Raw genomic sequence first — 20,461 nt, 5'->3', positions numbered from 1 at the left:
TATGGTGTGGAGGTGATGTGTATGTACACATTGGTAAAGCGGAATAAAAATTTCCGGTATTATGTAATCGGAGGGGGTATCTCGCGGCTGGGTGATATACTGTCTGGCCTTGCCTTCCTGTTTTTAGCTCACGATTTGACCGGATCTGCTATCCATACTACTGGGATGGCCATAGCAGAGACACTGCCCTATCTATTTTTCGGACTGGTTGGTGGTGTGATCGCCGACTGGATTCCTCGAAAAAAGTTATTAATTTGGCTCGATTTATTACGTTTGCCGCTGATTCTTTCCGTTGTTTTGCTGGATTCAGCTGGTAACCTTTCCTACCAATATTTATTGCTTGTCAGTTTTTTGCTACAAACAATTGGCTGCTTTTTTAATCCTGCTCATCGAGCAGTTCTTCCGTTGATCACAAGCGAGGATGAACGGACGGCAGCAAACAGCTTGCAAGATAGCATTACTAGAGGCATAACTATCTTAAGTCCCCTAGTCACTGTCTCTATGCTCGAAACAATCGGAGTGATCCACTTTTTCACGTTGGACGCAGTTACCTATTTGATTAGTATTTTTTGTCTCCTCCAAGTGAACGTTACAGAAACAAATAATAAAGGAAGTAAATCAGTTCGGGATCTTTTTTCAGCTATATTTTCTTTTGTTTTTTGGGTAAAGCAGCAGGCGACTATCCGGCAATTGTTCCTGTTCACATTTATTACCGTGTTTTTCAATACATGGGTATGGGAAGTTGGATTACTATTGGCACTTGCTGATCTGACCACAAACCATCAATCGATTTATAGTGTACTCCAGGGATTGTTTGGTACTGTCGTCATTGTCACGAATCTAATCCTGCCTTATTTAGTCAAAAGAATGACGTTGAAAACTTATTTGATCGGGGCAGCTATTTGGGGAAGCGGAATCACCTATTACGGCATTATATACGAAGTCAACCATTTCTATATCGGATGCGCAATTGTAGGTATCGGGCTGCCCATAGCCGGACTATCCCGCGTATATCTCATACAGTCGCTCGTAACGGAAGAGAAATTAGGCAGGGCATTCAGTTTCAATGCAGTTCTTCTCTATTTCGCCAATACGATTTCTCTCGCAATATTCGGAGTCCTTGCTGCCTTTGTTCCGATAAGATTTTTAATGACAGGAAGCGGAGCTATCATCCTACTCACCAGTGTAACCTTTTTATTAGTCAAAACGGTGGGTCCTTCTACTCGCAGAAGGGGTCGCCCCGTAAACTTTTTTAAATAGATGTACATAGGCAGAAACGTTTTTAAAACCATGATCCATGGCGATTTGCAAAACCGTTTGGTTGGAATGAAACAAAGCCGGCTGACTTCGTATCAGCCGGTATAATTGTAACCAGGAGTATGGAGATAAACCTATCCGCTCTTTGAACAGATGAGCAAACTGATATTTGTTCAACCGGGCTACCTCTGCCATTCCACTCAAAGTCCAATCTTGCTCATAGCTTTGTTTAACCGCTTCAATCACCCGCTTTAATACTTCATCTTGAACCACTTCCGGCATGGTCACCTGATGCTGTCCCAACCCATATTGCACCATCAGAATCGCAAGCTGGGTAAAACTGTTTTCCACAAACAATTGATTGATCTCCGTAGGTTTTCCGCAATTCCAATCAATAAATTCACGAATAAAACTAGCCCATCGATATAGTTGGGGATGATAATAAGACACAGTCGCAAATTCCATTTCAGGACCAGAAATCCCCAATTCCTTGGCTGCATTCTTTAACAATTTCTGATTCAGTTCAATCAAAAACTTTTCACCCGACATATGGAGTTGTTTATGTTCTTGCGAGGGATTGAAAATAGCAACTTGACGTTTCTCAATAGTTAAATCTCGATAACGTGTTTGATATGTTCCCCCACCTTTGGAACCAAATATAAGCTTATATGTATGATCGCTGCGCCAGTCACGCTCTCCCAACTTGTCCGAGCGCAATAAAAGCAGTCCGTTTTCGTCTTGATAAATCATAACGCCTATCCCCTCTAAATGTGGCAATGAGCCTTTTCCTTACTGTCCATTATATCATTTGCTGGTAAAAGAATGTTCTACAGTTTTCTTATGTTCACAAAAAGAACGAACAACCGTATAATCCTGGATCTCTAAATGATCTCGTTCTTATTCTATTTCCAAAATGATCTTTCCGACGCTTGTTCTTGACTCCAAAAGTTGGTGCGCTTCCCTGGCAGCTTTCAATGGCAGCTTCTTTCCTACCTTTATGTCAAGCTGTCCGCTTTCGATATATTGCAAAACACCAGAAGCTGTTTCCTGCAATATTTCCGGTCGTTCTTTCCGGGTCGTCCCTAAGCTGAACCCAAGAACAGATCGGCAGCTTGCATGCAATTGTTTTGTTTCGACCATACCTGTGCTCCCACTTGAATTTCCAAAGTGGACCAGCCTTCCGAAATGGGATAAACAGTCCAGACTTTCTTCGAAAATTCGGCCAGAAACAGAATCGAGAATGATATCGATACCTTTTCCATTGGTAATCCTATTTACGCTGTCAGCAAAATTTTCATAACCGATGACATGGTCCGCTCCTGCTTCTTTGGCCATTTGCTGTTTTTCCTCCCTGCTGACAGTCCCAATAACCAAACCAGCTCCCATCAGTTTAGCTAGTTGGACAGCTGTGCTCCCCACTCCCCCAGCCGCCGCATGAACAAGCACCGATTCTCCTTCATTTATATGCGCAATCTTTTTCAATAAATGATAGCTTAGAAAACCTACGGTCGGGCAAGCAGCTGCACTGATAAAGTCCATTTTTTCCGTGATAGAAAAGGTCAGTTTTTCACTCGCTACTGCATAATCTGCATAAGAACCGGAACGAGGAAAACAGATAACTCGATCTCCAATCTTGAACCGGTTAACCTTATCTCCAATTTCAACTACTATTCCTGCCGCATCTAACCCGGGAACAAACGGCATGGGACCTTTCCATTTCCTGCCTGATCGGTTTTTAATATCTGCATAATTCACACTAGTATTAACCACCTTGATAAGCACTTCGTTTTCCTTTATCTTCGGTACTTCCATTTCAACGAGCTCTAGTGCCTCCGGTCCGCCAAACTTCTTCACTACGATCCCTTTCATCTATCTTCCCCCTTATTTCTGTCCATCGCTCTTATTTATTTCTCGTTCCACTTACCTTGTTCCTGCCTAGTAATTGTGGACTCCTTTTTCGACGTATCTTTTTCTTATCGAAGAGTGGTTTCATTAGATAAAAACAAGCCCTTCCGGAATCACCGGTTGAGCTTGTTTGTCGTTAGCCGGGCTAAATAAAATAAAGATTACCCTGAATGAATGATCTCTTCGAATAAACCTAGCCGATTTCCCCACGGATCGGAGAATGTGGCCCATCTTACCGGCACTTCTTCCCTGAAATAAATGGTAAAGTCCTCTACTTGCCCACATTCCAACAATCTGGTCCGTTCTTGCTCAATGGAATCTGTCTGAACACGTAAAGGACCATTGCCAACTGCCGGTTCCCCTTCTGCTACTTGCAGCCAGCAACCAGGAAGCAACTCCCACTCGGCAAATCCCTGATGGGGTTCAAAATCAGGCTGCTTTTGTAAAAATTCAGCATACCATTTCTTCCCCTGGTCGAAATCCGATACACGTACTTGAAAAGTAACTGTCTCTATCAAGTAATCCCCCCTCTTAAAGCAAATCTTTTTTGAAAACCAATCCTGTTTCCAGATAGATTTTGAAAAGCGTCAACGCTTCACCCCAACCGGAAGCACAATATAAGCTAGTCTCAAGATCCTGATTGGAAAGAGTATATCCTTTTTCTTCTAACTCTACCATGGTACCCGCTTTATAAGGTTTCAATAGCAATCTGACGATTGTTTCTGATCGACCAGGTTTCCACGTAAACGCAAATAACTTATCTGTAGCCATCGCTGTAATTTGGCAATGCTCTACTATGCATTGTCTCTCTTGTCCAAAATCTTCCCAACACAAGCGTAACGTTCCTTTGCCATCCTCAGAAAACGTCAATGTAGTTTCATCCGTGAACCAGGCATTCCAACCTTTCTCTGTTGTCAATGCTCTATAAATATCAGAAGCATATGTTTTTATGTAGGTTCTGTGTTTGATAACAGGTTTGTAACCTTCATTCACTGGCTAAACTCCAACACTTCCAACTTATTGCCAGACGGATCTTCTATTTCAATGTACCGTCCGGGTGGACAAGGTTTCGGTTCATCTGTTACTAACCTTACTTCCTTTTCTCTCAACATTTCAATATCCCGATCCAAATCATCGGATTCTAACCCTAATACAATATTATTGCTATTTCCATGGTCTTTACCAGTTTGGCTTGTTTCCAACACAAGTGCTATCGGTTCCTGTTTCAAACTGACAATTGTTTCACTATACCGTCTCGAGATTTCAAATCCCAAAATCCTCGTGTAAAAGGCAATCGCCTCTTCCATGTCCTTCACTTTAATCGTTACCACACATGCTTTGTTTAACATCTTATCCCCTCCTGTTCCTTTAAAGTTCATTATACTGGAAAAGCATGCTCACATTTTCTTCCCGTTTGCTGAGTTATTCACTTTTCGGAACAGGAGTAATGGCAAATTAACTAGTATCGGCGGGTCATAGGGCAGAGGCTTGCGCAATGTTAGGGATACTTCGAATTCGGAATCCTCTGTTATTACTAATGGCTGATCATATTTGGCTCGCAAACAATTATCGGGTATAAAATAATCTTTAACATTCCGACTCCAAGGAAGTGCAGCAGCCATTAAATAGTATCTACCAGAAACAAGTCCTGAAAAAGTACAAAAAGGGGTGCTCCCAGTTACCGCTGTACCAACTACCGGTGCTTCATCCGGAATCTCCCGGCGGAATAACCCGACAAAGATTATCCCTTTAAAAGAAGCAGGAACCATCACTTGGCAAGTTACAAATGGTTTGGACGATGGAAGACTATCGAGCAGAACCGGATCGGTTTGCGACTCCATAAAAGCAGCAAGTCGCTGTGTTTCTAATGAGAATTGTTTAGGAGACAAACCGACATTATGTTTAAAACGACTGCTGAATGTTCCAATACTCTTAAACCCCACCAACAAAACCGTGCGTAAAATCGAATTGCGTGACGTATCTATCAATTTTTCCTTACCCGCCTGGATTCGCAAAGCAGATAGATATTGCCGTGGTGAAACGCCGGTTACTTCTTTGAATATTCTTGTGAAATGATAAACACTATAGCCCGCCTTTACCGCTATTTGTTCGGAAGTAAGCCCTTCCTGTAAATGTTTTTTCATATATTCGATGGCCACAACAACGGACTGTTCTTTCTCCTCCAATGTTTCTCCTCACTTCCCGGGTTCGTTTTCCCATAACATCCTTCGCTTTTCTTTCTGAGGATCAGAAAGATTCTGATCCGATTCGTTAAAAACTTTTGTATTCCTTTCATCCAGGTCGTAAGCAGGCCAATCCGATCCTGGATCGCCTGTGCTTGCGAAGGAAACCCAGGCAGTCTGCATACGGGTTGACAAGTTTTCCATTGGACTTTCCACCTCTATCTCCAACTGCCGAAAATAATCGAGATTATGAAAAACAAACGGGATTTCCAGAGCATGAACTGCACGTCCTGCATAGGGATGACCCGGTTTATGCCAGTCAAAGCGATACATCCATACAGGAGCATGGTTGGATTGGGCTTCAGCTAATTCCACTGCCGGTTTCCAAAAAACAAAGTCGGTGATCAATTGAGCTTGCCCCTCTGCGCTAGGTGGATAATATTCTTTTATTTGTCCCGCATTATCTCTGCCTGCCATTCGCTTTACTATTTCATCCATTTTCCCTTCAGGCATCTCTTCCGCATCCGGCCTGACAAAAAACACACCCTCATCGAGATTAGTGCCGATGATTAACGGAATATTCGCCGCCGTACCAGCAGCGACTGCATCGGTCGGATACTGCGGCAGCGTTTGGTCATCTAGTGCTGGTTGAAAGAGAAGAACCGATTGATCCCCTCCGTTTTCCCGATAAACTTTTTCGCTTGCTTTCATGATGGCTTCCAACGGCTCATTCTTTATTTCCGGCAAGTTAGCAGGTTCGATACCGAGAAAACCGATAAAATCTTTTGCAATATGGAGCGCTTGTCCAGATGGAACTACCTGGGATGCACCGCTTTCCATGATGGCTTTGTGAAACAGCCCATCCGCTTGCGGCATCGCTAACAGGGCAGCAATGCTCATCGAACCGGCTGACTCACCAAAAATGGTTACTTGGCCCGGATCTCCTCCGAAAGCAGCAATATTATTTTTCACCCAACGCAAGGCAGCTACCTGATCAAGCAAACCGAGATTGGCTGAAAAGCGATCGTCTAAACCGGCAAGATGCAGAAATCCTAAAGCACCGAGACGGTAGTTCAATGTAACAACCACAACGTCATTCTGTCCTGCAAGCCGGGCTCCATTGTACAAGTAACTGCTTCCGGCACCAGAAGTAAAAGCTCCACCATGGATCCATACCATTACAGGTAAATCCTTTTTCGAAGAATTTGGCGTCCACACATTTAAATAGAGACAGTCCTCTGACATGTCCTCTGTTTTGATTCCCTGCATCGCTGCAGATTCTTGAGGCTGAGGACAGACAGGCCCATATTCAAAAGCCTCACGAATTCCTTCCCAGTTTTCCGCAGGTTGTGGAGGCTCAAAACGCAGTTCGTCAATCGGCGGCTTGGCATAGGGAATACCCTTCCAACTAATGGCGTCTCCTTCTATCTTTCCCTTCAGTTGTCCTTGTTTCGTTTCTGCCAATATTTTATCCATTATGTAATCCCTCCATCTTGGTGTCATCTATTCATCAAGAAATGCAAAACTGGATTCATTTATCTGCTGATCATGTTCTTTACCTTATATATCCTTTCTTCGTAGGGAGTAAAACGTAACCTCTCCCAGAGATGCATTGCCCGGTTATTTTCTGCATGGACGGCTATTTGAATACAGTCGGCTTGCATTTCTTTCAGGCCTTTTTTCAAAAACTTGATATGCTCTTTCCGCGCTACCCGTACCTTGAAAACCTTTTGCGAATATGAACAAACTGATCGACTCTCTATATTGCTCATAAATAAAAAAAGTTTTATAGCACTCGTTTGCCATAGGCAATCATGTTATATTGCTGCTGAGAATTGACAATCCTTTTTTCAACTCTGCTTCATTGTATTCATCCTTCTCCTTCTAAAAAGGGCTACTGTTTTTGATTGCTCCAGATTGCTTTTGTGAATGCGATTTTCATTCCAGCCCTCTCCATATTACGCATGCTCGCGCTCCCATAAGCTGCTTGCCCGACCAGAAACCGACAGTTTCTTGACTTTGCTGCTTCTGCCCGTTTATCGATCAGTGCCCTATGCACTCCTTTTCCTCTGAATTCCGGGAGTGTCGCCGCAGCTGCAAGCACAGCGACAGCACCTTTAATATATACAACGCCGATTCCGGCAGGCACCCCACCAATGGTCGCCAGATAGAATATCCATCCCCTTTCATTTTCCAGTACTTGGTTATTTGTTTTAATAAAAGGTTTTAGAGAACCGGGCATGTGAAAAGAATCGGCATAAATCGAAGCAAAGGTGTCAAACTCGTCACTCTTCAATGGTCGTACAAAAACCTTTCCTTCTTCCTTATTAACCGTGTCCAAAGAAGATAGACGAATACAGAGAGAAGTATGAAAATCCGCATGATAGTATCCCTTTCCACTTAACGTTGTCAGCAATTGACGGGACACATGTGCAGGTGTCAGTTCCCACCGAAAGGGAATATCCCGTTTTTGATAGAAGCTGATTATTTGATCGAGCAGCTTTTCATCGCTATCCTCCACGCCTTTCACCGTATTAAAAGACGGACCAGGAATGCCAGCTGCAGAGAAACAAGTTGCTTGACCAAATGATTTCAATTCAATCCTCATCGGATTCCCTTCTATCCTTTTGATCGCTGATAATTTGGAATATAAACAGGAAATTTCCGCTTGTTCGATTTCTTGAGCAAGTGCTTTTGTCATCACCATCTACGTTCTAACATCCTTTCTGTTTCACCCACTTGTAAATAAGTGCTCCTCTACCTTCTTCATGATTTGAAATGGGCCTGAAGAATGGTTGGACGGTATCGCTACTATCATCTCCGATTTAGGATAAAAAGCGGAATGAAAGCTGACACCAGGATCATAGCCCATGACGTGATATTTCAATCCGTAGTTCCCCTGCCGGTTTATCCAGACACCGTATCCATACTCCACCCCATCTTTCACCTTGATATGCGGAGTAAGCAATAGATCGGTAAAATCTCTGCTTAGCAATCTATAATTTACGAGTGCTTCCCACAGCTTGATCATATCTGGAGCTGAGGTGAAAGCACCGCCATCCGCCCCCCCTTTTACTGGAACAGCATATGTATTGGTTCTCCATGTCCCGTCATCGTGATGGATGTACCCCAATGCAGTATTGCCAGGCAGCTGATCCATTGAATAGTAACCAGAATCCACCATATCTGCTGGTTGAAAAATGTTTTTTGTCACGTAATCGGAAAAAGAAATTCCGGTTTGCTGTTCGATGATTAATCCAAGCAAAATATAGCCTGCATTATTGTATTGAAATCTTTCACCAGGCTTATCTTTCATGGATTGATGTTGAAACATAGGCAGGAAGTCAGCTGGGTTCTTCATTAAATACATTGGTGTTTGTTTCCACAGCTCTTCGAAATCATCTATTTCTTCTTCATCAAAATAATCAGGAATCCCAGCGCTGTGCGTTAGTAATTGATGAATAGTAATCGACTGGTTGAACTGGGGAAAATCCCCCTTTATACAGTCGTTAAGACGTGTATGGAAGGAAAAACTTCCCTTTTCCGCTAGTTGGCAAATAGCGATGGCAGTAAACAGTTTACAGCCCGAAGCGATACCGAATCTGGTATCAAGGTGATTGAGCCGCTGATTGGCTTTGTCGGCATAACCTCCTGCATACTCATACAAAATTTTTCCTGCTTTTTTGACGATTGCAGTCCCGGAAAATTGCTCCTTTTCCACTGCTTCTGCAAGGTAGTTGCTTGCTAAACGTTGTTTCATCTTTTCCCCCGCTTTCCTTTCACCTATCTACCTTTCCCATGTGTCTCTTCCGCAAGGTATTTATTTTATCTACATTATTTATCTCCTTTTCAATTCGTAATCAATAAAAGATTACTTCCATTGGCATGTCGTGTTTTCCTGCATAATGATCAGGTTTTATTCAAAATTCAGGCGCTTTTTTGTCTACAGGGTCTGTTTTAACCTTTTTTCCGTAAATTTAGTTTTATTACTTGGTTGTCAAAAAAGATCATGTAAAAAACCCGGACATATCTGTCCGGGTAGATTCTAATCCAAAAGCCGATTGTTTTCATCTACATTGATTGGACTTGGAGGCTCTGCTCGATCACCAGGAGAAAAACTCCCATCCCCTCCACAAACGGTACAAGTATATTGCCATTCTTCGTCGTCAGCCAGCATACCAGTGCCTTCACAAGCTTTACAAACATTTTTTCTATTCACCATATGTTTCTCTCCTTTCTCAAGATTTGGCAGCGTTCTGCCGCTCTTTCACCCAGTTGATCAATCCGCCTTTGAGCATGATCTCAACCTGTCGACCGGACAATGCATGTTGGACCGCAATGGATTGATTTTTGCCTTTAATTGAAATATTGAATTCGTTACCTTGTTGAAGCTTGTTTCGCAGGTCGGTTAGTTCCAGCACATCGCCTTGGTTTATTTTGGCATAATCTTCTTCGTCTACGAAAGTCAATGGCAAAACGCCAAAATTGACTAAGTTCTGCCAGTGAATCCTTGCAAAGTCTTTTGCTAAAGCTGCACGCAAACCGAGAAACCTAGGGGCAAGAGCGGCATGCTCCCTNATTATTGTATTGAAATCTTTCACCAGGCTTATCTTTCATGGATTGATGTTGAAACATAGGCAGGAAGTCAGCTGGGTTCTTCATTAAATACATTGGTGTTTGTTTCCACAGCTCTTCGAAATCATCTATTTCTTCTTCATCAAAATAATCAGGAATCCCAGCGCTGTGCGTTAGTAATTGATGAATAGTAATCGACTGGTTGAACTGGGGAAAATCCCCCTTTATACAGTCGTTAAGACGTGTATGGAAGGAAAAACTTCCCTTTTCCGCTAGTTGGCAAATAGCGATGGCAGTAAACAGTTTACAGCCCGAAGCGATACCGAATCTGGTATCAAGGTGATTGAGCCGCTGATTGGCTTTGTCGGCATAACCTCCTGCATACTCATACAAAATTTTTCCTGCTTTTTTGACGATTGCAGTCCCGGAAAATTGCTCCTTTTCCACTGCTTCTGCAAGGTAGTTGCTTGCTAAACGTTGTTTCATCTTTTCCCCCGCTTTCCTTTCACCTATCTACCTTTCCCATGTGTCTCTTCCGCAAGGTATTTATTTTATCTACATTATTTATCTCCTTTTCAATTCGTAATCAATAAAAGATTACTTCCATTGGCATGTCGTGTTTTCCTGCATAATGATCAGGTTTTATTCAAAATTCAGGCGCTTTTTTGTCTACAGGGTCTGTTTTAACCTTTTTTCCGTAAATTTAGTTTTATTACTTGGTTGTCAAAAAAGATCATGTAAAAAACCCGGACATATCTGTCCGGGTAGATTCTAATCCAAAAGCCGATTGTTTTCATCTACATTGATTGGACTTGGAGGCTCTGCTCGATCACCAGGAGAAAAACTCCCATCCCCTCCACAAACGGTACAAGTATATTGCCATTCTTCGTCGTCAGCCAGCATACCAGTGCCTTCACAAGCTTTACAAACATTTTTTCTATTCACCATATGTTTCTCTCCTTTCTCAAGATTTGGCAGCGTTCTGCCGCTCTTTCACCCAGTTGATCAATCCGCCTTTGAGCATGATCTCAACCTGTCGACCGGACAATGCATGTTGGACCGCAATGGATTGATTTTTGCCTTTAATTGAAATATTGAATTCGTTACCTTGTTGAAGCTTGTTTCGCAGGTCGGTTAGTTCCAGCACATCGCCTTGGTTTATTTTGGCATAATCTTCTTCGTCTACGAAAGTCAATGGCAAAACGCCAAAATTGACTAAGTTCTGCCAGTGAATCCTTGCAAAGTCTTTTGCTAAAGCTGCACGCAAACCGAGAAACCTAGGGGCAAGAGCGGCATGCTCCCTGCTGGAACCTTGTCCGTAATTAAAACCGCCGATGATCGCATGTCCTCCCTGGCCCCTGACTGCCATGCTCCGTTCGTAATAGGTTTCATCCACAATTTCAAAGGTAAACTTGCTTATTTCCGGCAGGTTGCTGCGAAAGGGAAGTACACGAGCGCCTCCTGCCAAAATTTCATCGGTGGAAATATTGTCCCCCATCTTCAACAAAACCGGGAGTTCCAATTGATCAGGCATTGAATCCATTTCAGGAATTGATGCAATATTCGGCCCCTTGTAAAGCTCAACCTGCCGTGCTTGCTCTGGCTCAAGCGGAGAATCCAGTAAATTCATCTCCATACTAGGCTTTTTGGGGCTTCTAATTTTAGGATAATCCATTTTCAACGTTCTGGGATCGGTGATAACCCCTGTAAGCGCTGATGCAGCTGCCGTTTCCGGACTGCAAAGAAATACACTATCCTCTTTCGTCCCCGAGCGTCCCGGAAAATTTCTGGGGGTAGTACGAAGACTGTTTCTACCAGTTGCCGGAGCTTGTCCCATTCCGATACAGCCGTTACAACCCGCCTGGTGAAGCCGTGCACCGGCTTGCAATAAATTGGCGATATGCCCCCCGTTGACTAAGTCTGTAAGCATTTGCCTGGAAGTAGGATTGATATCAAAAGAGATCCCTTCAGCAATCCGTTTCCCTTTCACGATTTCTGATGCAATGGCAAAATCACGATAGCCAGGATTTGCAGAAGAACCTACATACGACTGATAAATAGGCTCACCGACAATTTCTTTAACTGGCACTACATTACCTGGACTGGATGGTTTGGCTATTAACGGTTCTAACTCAGATAGATTGATTTCTTCCTCCAAATCATATGTGGCACCGCGATCTGCCTTTAATTCCTTCCAATCGTTTTCACGATTCTGTTCCTTTAGGAACCGCTTAACCTCTTTGTCAGAAGGGAAAACCGTTCCCGTTGCCCCTAATTCTGCTCCCATATTCGCGATAACGTGCCGGTCCATGGCGCTCAATCCCTTTAAACCAGGTCCGTAGTATTCAATGACTTTGCCTACTCCCCCTTTGACATCGTATCGTTTCAACAATTCAAATATAACGTCCTTGGCGCTTACCCATTTCGGTAATTCACCAGTCAGTTTCACTCCCCACACTTTCGGCATTTTCACATAGAATGGTTCCCCGGCGATCGCCATTGCTACATCTATACCGCCTGCACCCATCGCGAGCATGCCCATACAACCATTTGCACAAGTATGGCTGTCCGAGCCAAGTAACGTTTTTCCCGGCTTAGCCAGTCGCTGCATATGGACAGGATGACTGACTCCATTGCCAGGGCGGCTGTAATATAAACCGAAACGTCTGGTTGCACTCTGCAAGAACAAATGGTCATCAGGATTTTTACTGTCTACTTGGATTAGATTATGATCGACGTATTGAGCCGAAGCTTCCGTTTTCGCATAATCAAGACCCATGGCTTCTAGTTCGAGCATCACCATTGTACCTGTGGCATCCTGTGTCAATGTCTGGTCGATTCGGAGACCGATTTCCGTCCCCGGAATCATTTCCCCTGATATCAAATGATCCTTTATCAATTTTTGCGTGACATTCAAAGGCATAGATGAACCTCCTCAAAATACTTGCTACTATCATTTTGGGTTCTAATGCAAAAAACTATGCCCTCAGGAGGCTAAAAGGAGAATAGAATTTTATCTGGACGAAAAAATGCTGAATGAAGCCACAGGCCCATTCAGCTTTTTCAACCATTATATTTACAATATTTATATTATGTAAATTAACTCTCTCCATTTACAATTGTTTCATCAATAGAAGTTCATCCCGTATGGGAATCCCATTTCCTGCTATTAAGGGGATTTGAGGTTTTACCAATCTCGCTCGCTCGACGGCGTTCTGATAAATCTCGGTTATCCTGTAACCCCTGCGCTGGTAAAATCCAAATGCATGCACATTATCATTGCTTGTAACCAATTGAACATGTGTACATTTTGCATATTTAGCCATGTCTTCCACCATCGATACGAGTTTTGTACCGATCCCACGTTGTTCCAGCAAACTGTCCAAAGAGATGATTTCACATGTATTTCTAACAAGTGTGTAGGTGATCAGACCAACAATTTCATCCCCTTGAGAGACCGCTGCAAACCCGGGAAGCTTATCACATTGAAAAGTGCCGCTTGTGATAACCATTTCCGAACTTCCCCAATATTCTATAAAAAAGCCAGTAATGATTTGTTTATCTAATTGTTCCAAATTCACATATTCCATTAATCTCTCTCCGGTTTCATTATTTTAAAAGTGCTTTAATTTCCCTTAACCCCCCAGAGAATCGAAGCTGATCGCAAGGAATGCCAGCTTCAATATAGCTTCTTACCATTTTCCATTCGTCCTGCATCGTATTTCTTTTAAAAGCATTAAAGAACAAATTTGCTGTATCAAGCGGTTTTCCCTCTATTTCCAGGGTGGCGGAAATGATAGCAATTGCCTCATTTTCACCTGTATTAATCTTTTCATGGACAGTCAAATTCCATTCCGCGAAACCTGTCAACTGCTGAAATGCCTGTGCCCAGCCTTCAAGCGATTGTTCGTAGCCAAAATCGACGATTTCACCGTCTCTTGATTCACGTGCTTGATAATCGTTTGAAATATACGTTTGTAACTCATTCAATGAAAACCTTCTCCATGCGTCGAGGTAGCTTTCCAAACATTGATCAAAATCTTTTGTTTCTTTCCCTTCTGTTCGGGCCAAGTTATGGAACTTTTTATAAGCGGGACTTAATTCGCTCCATACATCGAATTTATTGCCGTCGATATCATGAAAAATGAAGTTGTTACCGGGGTGACCTCTGTCTTCAATCGATCCTACCTCCACCCCTTTTTCAAGCAACTGAAGTCGAATCGCCCGGAGTGCATCCTGTCCGTCTACTTCAAACGTGACAGAAAAGTGTTCTTGTCCCTTTGTATCTCTAAAATTTGCCGATTGGTTCTTCTTTGCTTTTACCAGAAAAAAACTTTGGTCAGCAAGATTGATAATCGCTTTTTCTTCATCCCGGTAGGATAAACCAGCATCCAGTTTGGTTACATACCAGTCAGAAGCTCTTTTCACATCCGCTACCGGTAAATAAGTTGTACCCACTCTGATTAATTTTTCACTCATTTGCAACACTCCTTTGTTTCGTTCTGATAGACTGTAGAAAAAACAGGAGGACAAAATCTTGAAATCTGCCATCCTAATAATCGATGTCCAAACTGGTATGTTTACCATGGAACCACCTGTACACGAAGGAAATAAATTACTCCAAAATCTAAAAAGATTAATTAACTTTGGCCGTGAAAACCACTTACCGGTGATTTTTGTAAAGCATAATGGTCCAAAAGGGAGCCCCCTTGAACCGGGCACATCGGGCTGGTCGATTCACAAAGAAATCACACCCGAAAGCAACGATTATGTACTAGTAAAAGAAACGCCGGATTGCTTTTATAAAACAAACCTTGCCGATCATTTAAACCAATTGCAGGTTGATCACCTTATTGTTGCTGGAATTCAGACCGAAGCTTGTGTAGATACTACTTGCAGAGTCGCTTTCCATAAGCAATACAACATAACGCTAGCCGCTGATGGACATAGTACATTCGAAAAAAAGGAATTAACAGCACAACAGATTATCAAACACCATAACCAAGTACTAAAATGGTTTGCCGAAGTAACACCTGTGAGTGAGATTATGGAAGGTTGAGACACTCCAAGAAATAACCGCTTAACTTATATTTCAACGAAATGATTGTTTTTCCTTTTTTCACGAATCGCTTATCGGAGGATACTTTCCGCGGGCGGCTGGTGAGCTTCCTCAAGCTTACGCTCTGCGGGATCTCACCCAGGACATTCCTCCCAAAAGACAAAGAACGCTTCAGCAGCGATACATCGCACGAAGGAAATCGGTTTGTTGGCAGTGCGTAATGGGGATTATTACTAATTCGTAGTTGATAACGAAAGTATGGAGACAGTATATATAACAATTAAGACTGCATAACCACAAAACCGGATGCCCTATAGAGCATCCGGTTTTGTTTATATCTTTCTTAAGCTGATCTTTTCTGTCAGGTGGTCTTTTCCTTTTTTAAATATAATAGTCGAACGATACTTGGTAGGTGATATGTTCAGTTCAAGGTTTTTCTTGTTTATCCGATTCCATATATCCTCAGCTACTTGTTCAGCTTCCTCATCGTTAAGGTCTGCATATCGATTGAAATAAGCATTCGGGTCCTTGAATGCCGACTCTTTTAAAATCTTGAACCGTTCGATATACCACCGTTTTATATCTTCTTCGTCTGCATCTACGAATAATGACATATCAAAAAAATCAGATACATATAACCTGGAAAGCATCTCATTAGTGACGGGCGTTTGCAAGACATTGATCCCTTCAATGATTACAATATCCGCTCCGTCCACCTCGATAAACTCCTCTGGTACGATATCATACGTGAAATGAGAGTATACGGGCGCCCGTACTTTGTCCTTGCCAGATTTCAGATCGCTCAAAAAATGAATGAGCTTTTTGATATCATAGCTTTCCGGAAACCCTTTTTTGTCCATTAAGCCTTGTTCTTCCAAAGTTGCATTTGGAAACAAAAAGCCGTCAGTCGTCACTATTTGCACTTTCGGATGCTCCGGAAGTCGGGATAAAAGGGATTGCAAGATTCTTGATGTTGTACTTTTTCCTACAGCAACACTGCCTGCAACACCTATGATATACGGAACCTTGCGTGTAGCTTGTCCAAAGAACTGATCGGTCACTGAATGAAGCTGTTGCGATGCGTTGATATATAGATTAAGCAGCCTCGTGAGCGGCAAATATATCTTTTCCACCTCTTCCACTGACAGTCGTTCATTGATTCCTTGAAGTTCTTTTATTTCTGTTTTTGTTAAAGTCATCGGCGTGTTAAATCGTAATCTTGCCCACTCTTCCCTGGTGAAAGATATGTATGGGGAAATTTTTTCAGAAACCATGAATATCTACCTCTGTTAGTTAATTGACATACTTCTACATCATACTATGTCACCTGATATTTGAGAAGGGAAATCCTCGATTTTGACCCATCAATCAAAAGTCAACGCCTGGCACTTGTCAAAAAATGATGGATATCCTCCAAAAATAACTGCCGCTCTTCCAAGAATGGATAATGGTTACTGTTTTCATAGGTGATCAATTTCGACCCTGGTATAAGTTCCTGTATCTCCCTGGAAAACTCCCATGGACATTGGACATCTAATCTGCCGCACATCACCAATACCCTGCACTTACATGTGTGCAGCTTGCTTGTCAAATCATAGATTGCCAATTCCCGGCTAAAAAATTCCAATCTAATCGGGGACAGCTTTTTCTGGATTGGTTTATTAAAAAAATCATCATAATATTCCGGGCGATGTAAAGACAACTTTGTCCTTTCCTGACTAAGTGAGGTTCGTTGATCTGGAGTTAAATCAGCTTTTTTCAAGGCTTCCATCAGCTCTTGCATGTGATGAAAGTGCCGATGATTCTCGTGGTAAATACATGCAGGTGAAACTGTGTAATCTCTTGCAGCAGTTCCGACAAGAATCAATCCAGTTAACCGTTCCGGAAAAGTAACACCATATAACAGACCAAGCATACCTCCAGTCGAATGCCCGGCAAAATACCATTGGTCAAAACCTAATGTTGTCCTCACTGCCTCTAAGTCAAGTACACTCTCCAGCATGCTCAGCTGATGATTTTTCTCTGCTCTCGCCGATCTCCCCGTTTCCCTCAGGTTAACTAAAAAAACGCTATTATTTCCTATCAATGATTCTGCAAAATAATCACCGGATTCATTGAACTCCGAATAGAGATGTGTTACACAAATCGGCTCTCCTTCTCCTTTGATGAATACCTCGAAGCTTCCCCTCGCAGTATCTACCATCCGTCTCTCCCATAACATAGAACCCCCCCTTTTACTTTAGTATAACAAACCATCCGGTATGCGGTTTAACAGCAGCTCCACCGTACTGACAGTAAAATGACATAAAAAAATCCGGTCATTGCCAGCCAGTTTTAGTGACCTGGAGACTGCAACAACCGGAATCTACGTGTTTATTCCACCGTGTTTTTTAATGCTTTATCTCTATCATGTCTTGCAATGGCCAATTGAATTAATTCATCAATCAAATCCGGATAAGATAACCCGGTTACACCCCAAAGCTGAGGGTACATGCTGATTTTTGTAAAACCAGGCAGCGTATTTACTTCATTCAATACAAGGCTGCCATCCTTTTTCAGGAAAAAGTCGACTCTTGCCAGACCTTCACATTCCAACAATCGAAAGGCATCAAGTGCAGTATTTTGAATGTTTTGAATCTCTTCTTTGGACAATTTCGCGGGTATCTCTAGCACCGCTCCATTTTCATCGATGTATTTCGTTTCGTAGGAATAAAAATCTCCCTGCGGTAAAATCTCACCCGGCAACGAGGCCTTTGGTTCCTCATTACCTAATATGGCACATTCTACCTCACGACCCTCCACACTTTCTTCTATCAATATTTTGTGGTCATAGCGGAAAGCGGTTTCGAGGGCTTTTTGGAAGGCTTCTTCATCGTTCACCTTACTGACGCCTACGGATGATCCCTGGCTTGCTGGCTTGATAAAAATCGGCAATCCTAACTGCTCTTTCGCCTTGGTAAAAGACACTGCTTCTTTTTGATGCTTTTTCACTGTTAAAGACTTTGCTACTTCTATACCGGCCTGCTGCAGCAATTTCTTTGTGATATCTTTATCCATGCATACCGCTGAGCCGAGGACATTCGATCCGACATAAGGTAAATTGGACATGCGCATCATTCCCTGAATACTGCCGTCCTCACCAAGCGTACCATGTAAAATCGGAAAAATGACATCGAGTTGTTCCAGCTTCGCTTCCTCACTTAAATTCATGATTTGCTGCTGATCTTCTCCTGGAATTAACGCTACATGCCGGTTGGATTTATTCAATTCGATCAGCTTCGGATTTTCTTCATTGATTAAGTAATGGGAAGCATGGTTTAAATGCCATTTGCCATCTTTGTCGATTCCGATTAATGTCACTTCATATTTATCTTTATTAATTGCGTCTACAATGTTTTTGGCAGATTGCAAGGATACCTCGTGCTCTGCAGATTTGCCGCCAAATATCAAACCTACCCTGATTTTTTTCTCCATGTCAGCCTCCTAATATGTTGCAAATAACTTTCTCTATTATCATATCAAAACAGAGCTTGTCTGAAATCATTTTTCTTCTATATCTTCCACTCATTCATCCCACAACCGGCCGTGACCGAGTGAAACCTTTTCAAACTTGTACGCCGCCCTATTTAGTCACACACTGGAGCAACCCTTCTTTCTAGGAGAAAGCATTTCTCCTTCCTCTAAACTTTTAACTGAGTCCGGGTAGAAAGCAGGGGTGGACTTTAGTTCTAAATGAAAATAAGATATTACCTATTAAGACATCTCTAGTGGAGATAAAAGCCATTCGAACCAGCGGCCATGACCATCTGTCCTTCCAATCGTTCTCCGATAGCTCTTCCCTTCCGTCATTCTGTCAAGATGAAGCAAGCGGTCCTGCATGTTATTGTAAAGATGAAATACCTCTCTCTGCTTGCCAAGGCGATTGATTCCTTCAACCAGTATTTGTTTTTCCTTTTCCGGTATTTGATTTGCTACATGCGTATGAAACACACAGACCGTTGAGTCAGAAGGCAGGCTCTTTACGGTTTCTTCCAATAATTCAACCCCGTTTCCTTCGACTAATTGGATGTTGCTTGCCTCTTCTTTAAAAAGAGCAGATGCTTTTTCAAAGGCATCTCTTCTCACATGATGCTCTGGCCAGATCAATGCCTTCAGCCAATGATAGTCCTCTGACTTCTCCAAATTGTTTATATGTAAATCCAACCCAATTCGAGCTGTCACGGGAGGACTTGATTTCATCAGGGCCGGCGGTTGTTCCGTTTTAACTTCGGAGGTCAATATTAAAGGGGAGTCTTGATTCCCATGGATCAAACCATTTTGGTAACGATAGGCATATTTATCCCAGATCAATTGGAGTCCCGCACTGCTTCCCAATTCCACGAGAGCCAGCGGGCGCTTCGTTTGTTCATACATATAACAAAAAGCCGGATACAGATAAGCACACCTTCCAACTTCATTAGTCTGTACCAGTTTGCTGGCAAGCAATCTCCTGATCTCGTTTAGGTGTGACTGACAAAAATCCTTGAAATAGGGAAAAGCATTTTCGGGCCGATCAGGGTTCGACGTCAAGCTGGCGTAAAATCTTTGTAATGGATGATCGCCCTTGGGTAATAGATAGTGAACCGCACCAAGCAGCAAGTTTGGTACTGGCTGCCCGACTCGGGCATGTTCGCACAATTGCAGGAGCTCTTCATCGCCCGCAATTTCCTTTGCCAGACACTCATATAACCCGCTTGATTCCTTGCATTCCTGAACGGAAAATCGTAAAAATAACACGGAATAGTGTTGATTAGTCATATAATATCCCCTTTGTTCGATAAAGTTACTAACCTATCCTTTCGCTACGATGAAAAAAACTCCTTCACTCTCTACATAAAAATGGGTAAATTATGGTAGGAAACGTGAAAAGGAGCTGTCCATAAGTTTGTAACAACTTAGACAGCTCCTTTTTACTTTATCAGGAACAATGGCAGCAAAGTGAGGGATCATTCTTTTTAAAACGGTGAAGTTTGGCATACCCTTTTTTCACTTGACTGAATAATTCTTTTGTTTCGGAAAGCAAAGACTGCTTCTCGGTTAAATAAATATGATTCTTCGACATATGACTGATCAACTCAACCGCAAGTTTAGGCTCGTTCCTCACCAGCTTGCTGTATGCTGTATCATCAAGCCGGATAAACGCAACTGGAGTTACAGCTTCGACGTATAGGTGTTTGGTCAAAAATACCGAGCGATCACCAAAAAATTCGCCAGCGCCGATAATTTTTGAACGGCATGTCTCTCTGTTGACAAGGCGGATAAATCCTTTTGTAAGAAAGAACACAGCGTTTGCAGGTTGGTCAAACGAATAGATTAACTCACTTTCTCCAGCCTGTCCCATTTCCCCATATTGCATTAATGTTTGGTGATTTTTTTCCCATTCATTGTCCAATTGTTTTCGTCCTGTCCTCTGCATCTTATTACCTCCTCATACTGAAAAAAT

Annotated in this window: 22 protein-coding genes and 1 pseudogene; 2 read left to right on the top strand and 21 right to left on the bottom strand. The window is 42.5% G+C overall.

All coding sequences use genetic code 11. The features are described from left to right. Positions 1-21: 21 nt before the first annotated feature. Positions 22-1,260, top strand: a complete 1,239-nt coding sequence (locus BN1067_RS13115; protein ID WP_053219308.1) for an MFS transporter — start codon at positions 22-24, stop codon at positions 1,258-1,260. On the opposite strand, the gene BN1067_RS13110 is transcribed toward BN1067_RS13115, so the two are convergent. The 16 genes and pseudogenes from BN1067_RS13110 to BN1067_RS13045 form a co-directional block, all read right to left on the bottom strand. Then, on the bottom strand, positions 1,198-2,007 hold the full coding sequence (locus tag BN1067_RS13110) for a helix-turn-helix domain-containing protein (RefSeq protein ID WP_053219307.1): 810 nt from the start codon (positions 2,005-2,007) through the stop codon (positions 1,198-1,200). The genes BN1067_RS13115 and BN1067_RS13110 overlap by 63 nt on opposite strands. A gap of 147 nt (positions 2,008-2,154) precedes the next feature. Beyond that, positions 2,155-3,126 carry a quinone oxidoreductase family protein gene (locus BN1067_RS13105; protein ID WP_053219306.1) on the bottom strand — a complete coding sequence of 324 codons (972 nt, stop codon included), beginning with the start codon at positions 3,124-3,126 and terminating at the stop codon, positions 2,155-2,157. Between the two features lie 197 nt (positions 3,127-3,323). Then, the gene (locus BN1067_RS13100) at positions 3,324-3,680 is read right to left on the bottom strand and encodes a VOC family protein (RefSeq protein WP_053219305.1); all 357 of its coding nucleotides are present in this window, start codon (positions 3,678-3,680) and stop codon (positions 3,324-3,326) included. A 13-nt stretch (positions 3,681-3,693) separates the two neighbouring features. Beyond that, positions 3,694-4,155 carry an SRPBCC family protein gene (locus BN1067_RS13095; RefSeq protein WP_053219304.1) on the bottom strand — a complete coding sequence of 154 codons (462 nt, stop codon included), beginning with the start codon at positions 4,153-4,155 and terminating at the stop codon, positions 3,694-3,696. Then, positions 4,152-4,511: a VOC family protein gene (locus BN1067_RS13090; protein ID WP_053219303.1), complete on the bottom strand. Its 360-nt coding sequence runs from the start codon at positions 4,509-4,511 to the stop codon at positions 4,152-4,154. Before BN1067_RS13090 ends, BN1067_RS13095 begins: the two co-directional genes overlap by 4 nt. Before the next feature lie 48 nt (positions 4,512-4,559). Further along, a complete protein-coding gene (locus tag BN1067_RS13085; protein WP_234400698.1) occupies positions 4,560-5,348 on the bottom strand; it encodes a helix-turn-helix domain-containing protein in 789 nt (262 codons plus the stop codon). 9 nt (positions 5,349-5,357) lie between these two features. Beyond that, entirely contained in the window at positions 5,358-6,821 is a 1,464-nt protein-coding gene (locus tag BN1067_RS13080; protein ID WP_053219302.1) for a carboxylesterase/lipase family protein, read from the bottom strand. Positions 6,822-7,239: 418 nt separating this feature from the next. Continuing rightward, the gene (locus BN1067_RS13075) at positions 7,240-8,052 is read right to left on the bottom strand and encodes a GNAT family N-acetyltransferase (protein WP_053219301.1); all 813 of its coding nucleotides are present in this window, start codon (positions 8,050-8,052) and stop codon (positions 7,240-7,242) included. A 24-nt stretch (positions 8,053-8,076) separates the two neighbouring features. Next, positions 8,077-9,105 carry a serine hydrolase domain-containing protein gene (locus BN1067_RS13070; RefSeq protein WP_053219300.1) on the bottom strand — a complete coding sequence of 343 codons (1,029 nt, stop codon included), beginning with the start codon at positions 9,103-9,105 and terminating at the stop codon, positions 8,077-8,079. 285 nt (positions 9,106-9,390) lie between these two features. Then, positions 9,391-9,567 carry a hypothetical protein gene (locus BN1067_RS19905; RefSeq protein WP_199868527.1) on the bottom strand — a complete coding sequence of 59 codons (177 nt, stop codon included), beginning with the start codon at positions 9,565-9,567 and terminating at the stop codon, positions 9,391-9,393. A gap of 16 nt (positions 9,568-9,583) precedes the next feature. Next, positions 9,584-9,886 carry a hypothetical protein gene (locus BN1067_RS13065; RefSeq protein WP_053219299.1) on the bottom strand — a complete coding sequence of 101 codons (303 nt, stop codon included), beginning with the start codon at positions 9,884-9,886 and terminating at the stop codon, positions 9,584-9,586. A gap of 10 nt (positions 9,887-9,896) precedes the next feature. After that, a complete protein-coding gene (locus BN1067_RS13060; protein ID WP_053219298.1) occupies positions 9,897-10,406 on the bottom strand; it encodes a serine hydrolase domain-containing protein in 510 nt (169 codons plus the stop codon). A 285-nt stretch (positions 10,407-10,691) separates the two neighbouring features. Further along, complete coding sequence (locus BN1067_RS19900; RefSeq protein WP_199868527.1) at positions 10,692-10,868, bottom strand: hypothetical protein; 177 nt, start codon at positions 10,866-10,868, stop codon at positions 10,692-10,694. A 16-nt stretch (positions 10,869-10,884) separates the two neighbouring features. After that, the gene (locus BN1067_RS13055; protein WP_053219297.1) at positions 10,885-12,843 is read right to left on the bottom strand and encodes an aconitate hydratase; all 1,959 of its coding nucleotides are present in this window, start codon (positions 12,841-12,843) and stop codon (positions 10,885-10,887) included. A 190-nt stretch (positions 12,844-13,033) separates the two neighbouring features. Then, entirely contained in the window at positions 13,034-13,510 is a 477-nt protein-coding gene (locus BN1067_RS13050) for a GNAT family N-acetyltransferase (protein WP_053219296.1), read from the bottom strand. Between the two features lie 490 nt (positions 13,511-14,000). After that, a pseudogene (locus tag BN1067_RS13045) lies at positions 14,001-14,399 on the bottom strand (VOC family protein); the annotation flags it as partial. 58 nt (positions 14,400-14,457) lie between these two features. On the opposite strand from BN1067_RS13045, the gene BN1067_RS13040 reads away from it, so the two are divergent. Further along, entirely contained in the window at positions 14,458-14,979 is a 522-nt protein-coding gene (locus BN1067_RS13040) for a cysteine hydrolase family protein (protein ID WP_053219295.1), read from the top strand. 332 nt (positions 14,980-15,311) lie between these two features. Here BN1067_RS13040 and coaA read toward each other — a convergent pair whose 3' ends face one another. The 5 genes from coaA to BN1067_RS13015 form a co-directional block, all read right to left on the bottom strand. Then, positions 15,312-16,253, bottom strand: coding sequence for a type I pantothenate kinase (gene coaA / locus BN1067_RS13035; RefSeq protein WP_053219294.1), 942 nt, complete (start codon positions 16,251-16,253; stop codon positions 15,312-15,314). Between the two features lie 101 nt (positions 16,254-16,354). Then, positions 16,355-17,200, bottom strand: a complete 846-nt coding sequence (locus BN1067_RS13030; RefSeq protein ID WP_053219293.1) for an alpha/beta fold hydrolase — start codon at positions 17,198-17,200, stop codon at positions 16,355-16,357. A gap of 152 nt (positions 17,201-17,352) precedes the next feature. Beyond that, on the bottom strand, positions 17,353-18,453 hold the full coding sequence (gene ddlA / locus BN1067_RS13025) for a D-alanine--D-alanine ligase (protein ID WP_053219292.1): 1,101 nt from the start codon (positions 18,451-18,453) through the stop codon (positions 17,353-17,355). Positions 18,454-18,732: 279 nt separating this feature from the next. Beyond that, a complete protein-coding gene (locus BN1067_RS13020; protein ID WP_053219291.1) occupies positions 18,733-19,776 on the bottom strand; it encodes a DUF2332 domain-containing protein in 1,044 nt (347 codons plus the stop codon). Positions 19,777-19,936: 160 nt separating this feature from the next. Continuing rightward, on the bottom strand, positions 19,937-20,434 hold the full coding sequence (locus BN1067_RS13015; RefSeq protein ID WP_053219290.1) for a Crp/Fnr family transcriptional regulator: 498 nt from the start codon (positions 20,432-20,434) through the stop codon (positions 19,937-19,939). Positions 20,435-20,461 lie beyond the last annotated feature (27 nt).

It is taken from the genome of Virgibacillus senegalensis, assembly GCF_000821245.2.
In the GTDB taxonomy this organism is placed as follows: domain Bacteria; phylum Bacillota; class Bacilli; order Bacillales; family Amphibacillaceae; genus Sediminibacillus; species Sediminibacillus senegalensis.
Note: the sequence above shows the minus strand (reverse complement) of the source record. Positions and strands in the feature narration are given on the sequence as shown.

What these genes read in the sequence shown, in the direction of transcription:
- BN1067_RS13115 (WP_053219308.1), top strand. Translation starts at nt 22, where the DNA reads ATGTACACATTGGTAAAGCGGAATAAAAATTTCCGGTATTATGTAATC.
- BN1067_RS13110 (WP_053219307.1), bottom strand. Translation starts at nt 2,007, where the DNA reads ATGATTTATCAAGACGAAAACGGACTGCTTTTATTGCGCTCGGACAAG.
- BN1067_RS13105 (WP_053219306.1), bottom strand. Translation starts at nt 3,126, where the DNA reads ATGAAAGGGATCGTAGTGAAGAAGTTTGGCGGACCGGAGGCACTAGAG.
- BN1067_RS13090 (WP_053219303.1), bottom strand. Translation starts at nt 4,511, where the DNA reads ATGTTAAACAAAGCATGTGTGGTAACGATTAAAGTGAAGGACATGGAA.
- BN1067_RS13080 (WP_053219302.1), bottom strand. Translation starts at nt 6,821, where the DNA reads ATGGATAAAATATTGGCAGAAACGAAACAAGGACAACTGAAGGGAAAG.
- BN1067_RS13075 (WP_053219301.1), bottom strand. Translation starts at nt 8,052, where the DNA reads ATGGTGATGACAAAAGCACTTGCTCAAGAAATCGAACAAGCGGAAATT.
- BN1067_RS13070 (WP_053219300.1), bottom strand. Translation starts at nt 9,105, where the DNA reads ATGAAACAACGTTTAGCAAGCAACTACCTTGCAGAAGCAGTGGAAAAG.
- BN1067_RS19905 (WP_199868527.1), bottom strand. Translation starts at nt 9,567, where the DNA reads ATGGTGAATAGAAAAAATGTTTGTAAAGCTTGTGAAGGCACTGGTATG.
- BN1067_RS19900 (WP_199868527.1), bottom strand. Translation starts at nt 10,868, where the DNA reads ATGGTGAATAGAAAAAATGTTTGTAAAGCTTGTGAAGGCACTGGTATG.
- BN1067_RS13055 (WP_053219297.1), bottom strand. Translation starts at nt 12,843, where the DNA reads ATGCCTTTGAATGTCACGCAAAAATTGATAAAGGATCATTTGATATCA.
- BN1067_RS13050 (WP_053219296.1), bottom strand. Translation starts at nt 13,510, where the DNA reads ATGGAATATGTGAATTTGGAACAATTAGATAAACAAATCATTACTGGC.
- coaA (WP_053219294.1), bottom strand. Translation starts at nt 16,253, where the DNA reads ATGGTTTCTGAAAAAATTTCCCCATACATATCTTTCACCAGGGAAGAG.
- BN1067_RS13030 (WP_053219293.1), bottom strand. Translation starts at nt 17,200, where the DNA reads ATGTTATGGGAGAGACGGATGGTAGATACTGCGAGGGGAAGCTTCGAG.
- ddlA (WP_053219292.1), bottom strand. Translation starts at nt 18,453, where the DNA reads ATGGAGAAAAAAATCAGGGTAGGTTTGATATTTGGCGGCAAATCTGCA.
- BN1067_RS13020 (WP_053219291.1), bottom strand. Translation starts at nt 19,776, where the DNA reads ATGACTAATCAACACTATTCCGTGTTATTTTTACGATTTTCCGTTCAG.
- BN1067_RS13015 (WP_053219290.1), bottom strand. Translation starts at nt 20,434, where the DNA reads ATGCAGAGGACAGGACGAAAACAATTGGACAATGAATGGGAAAAAAAT.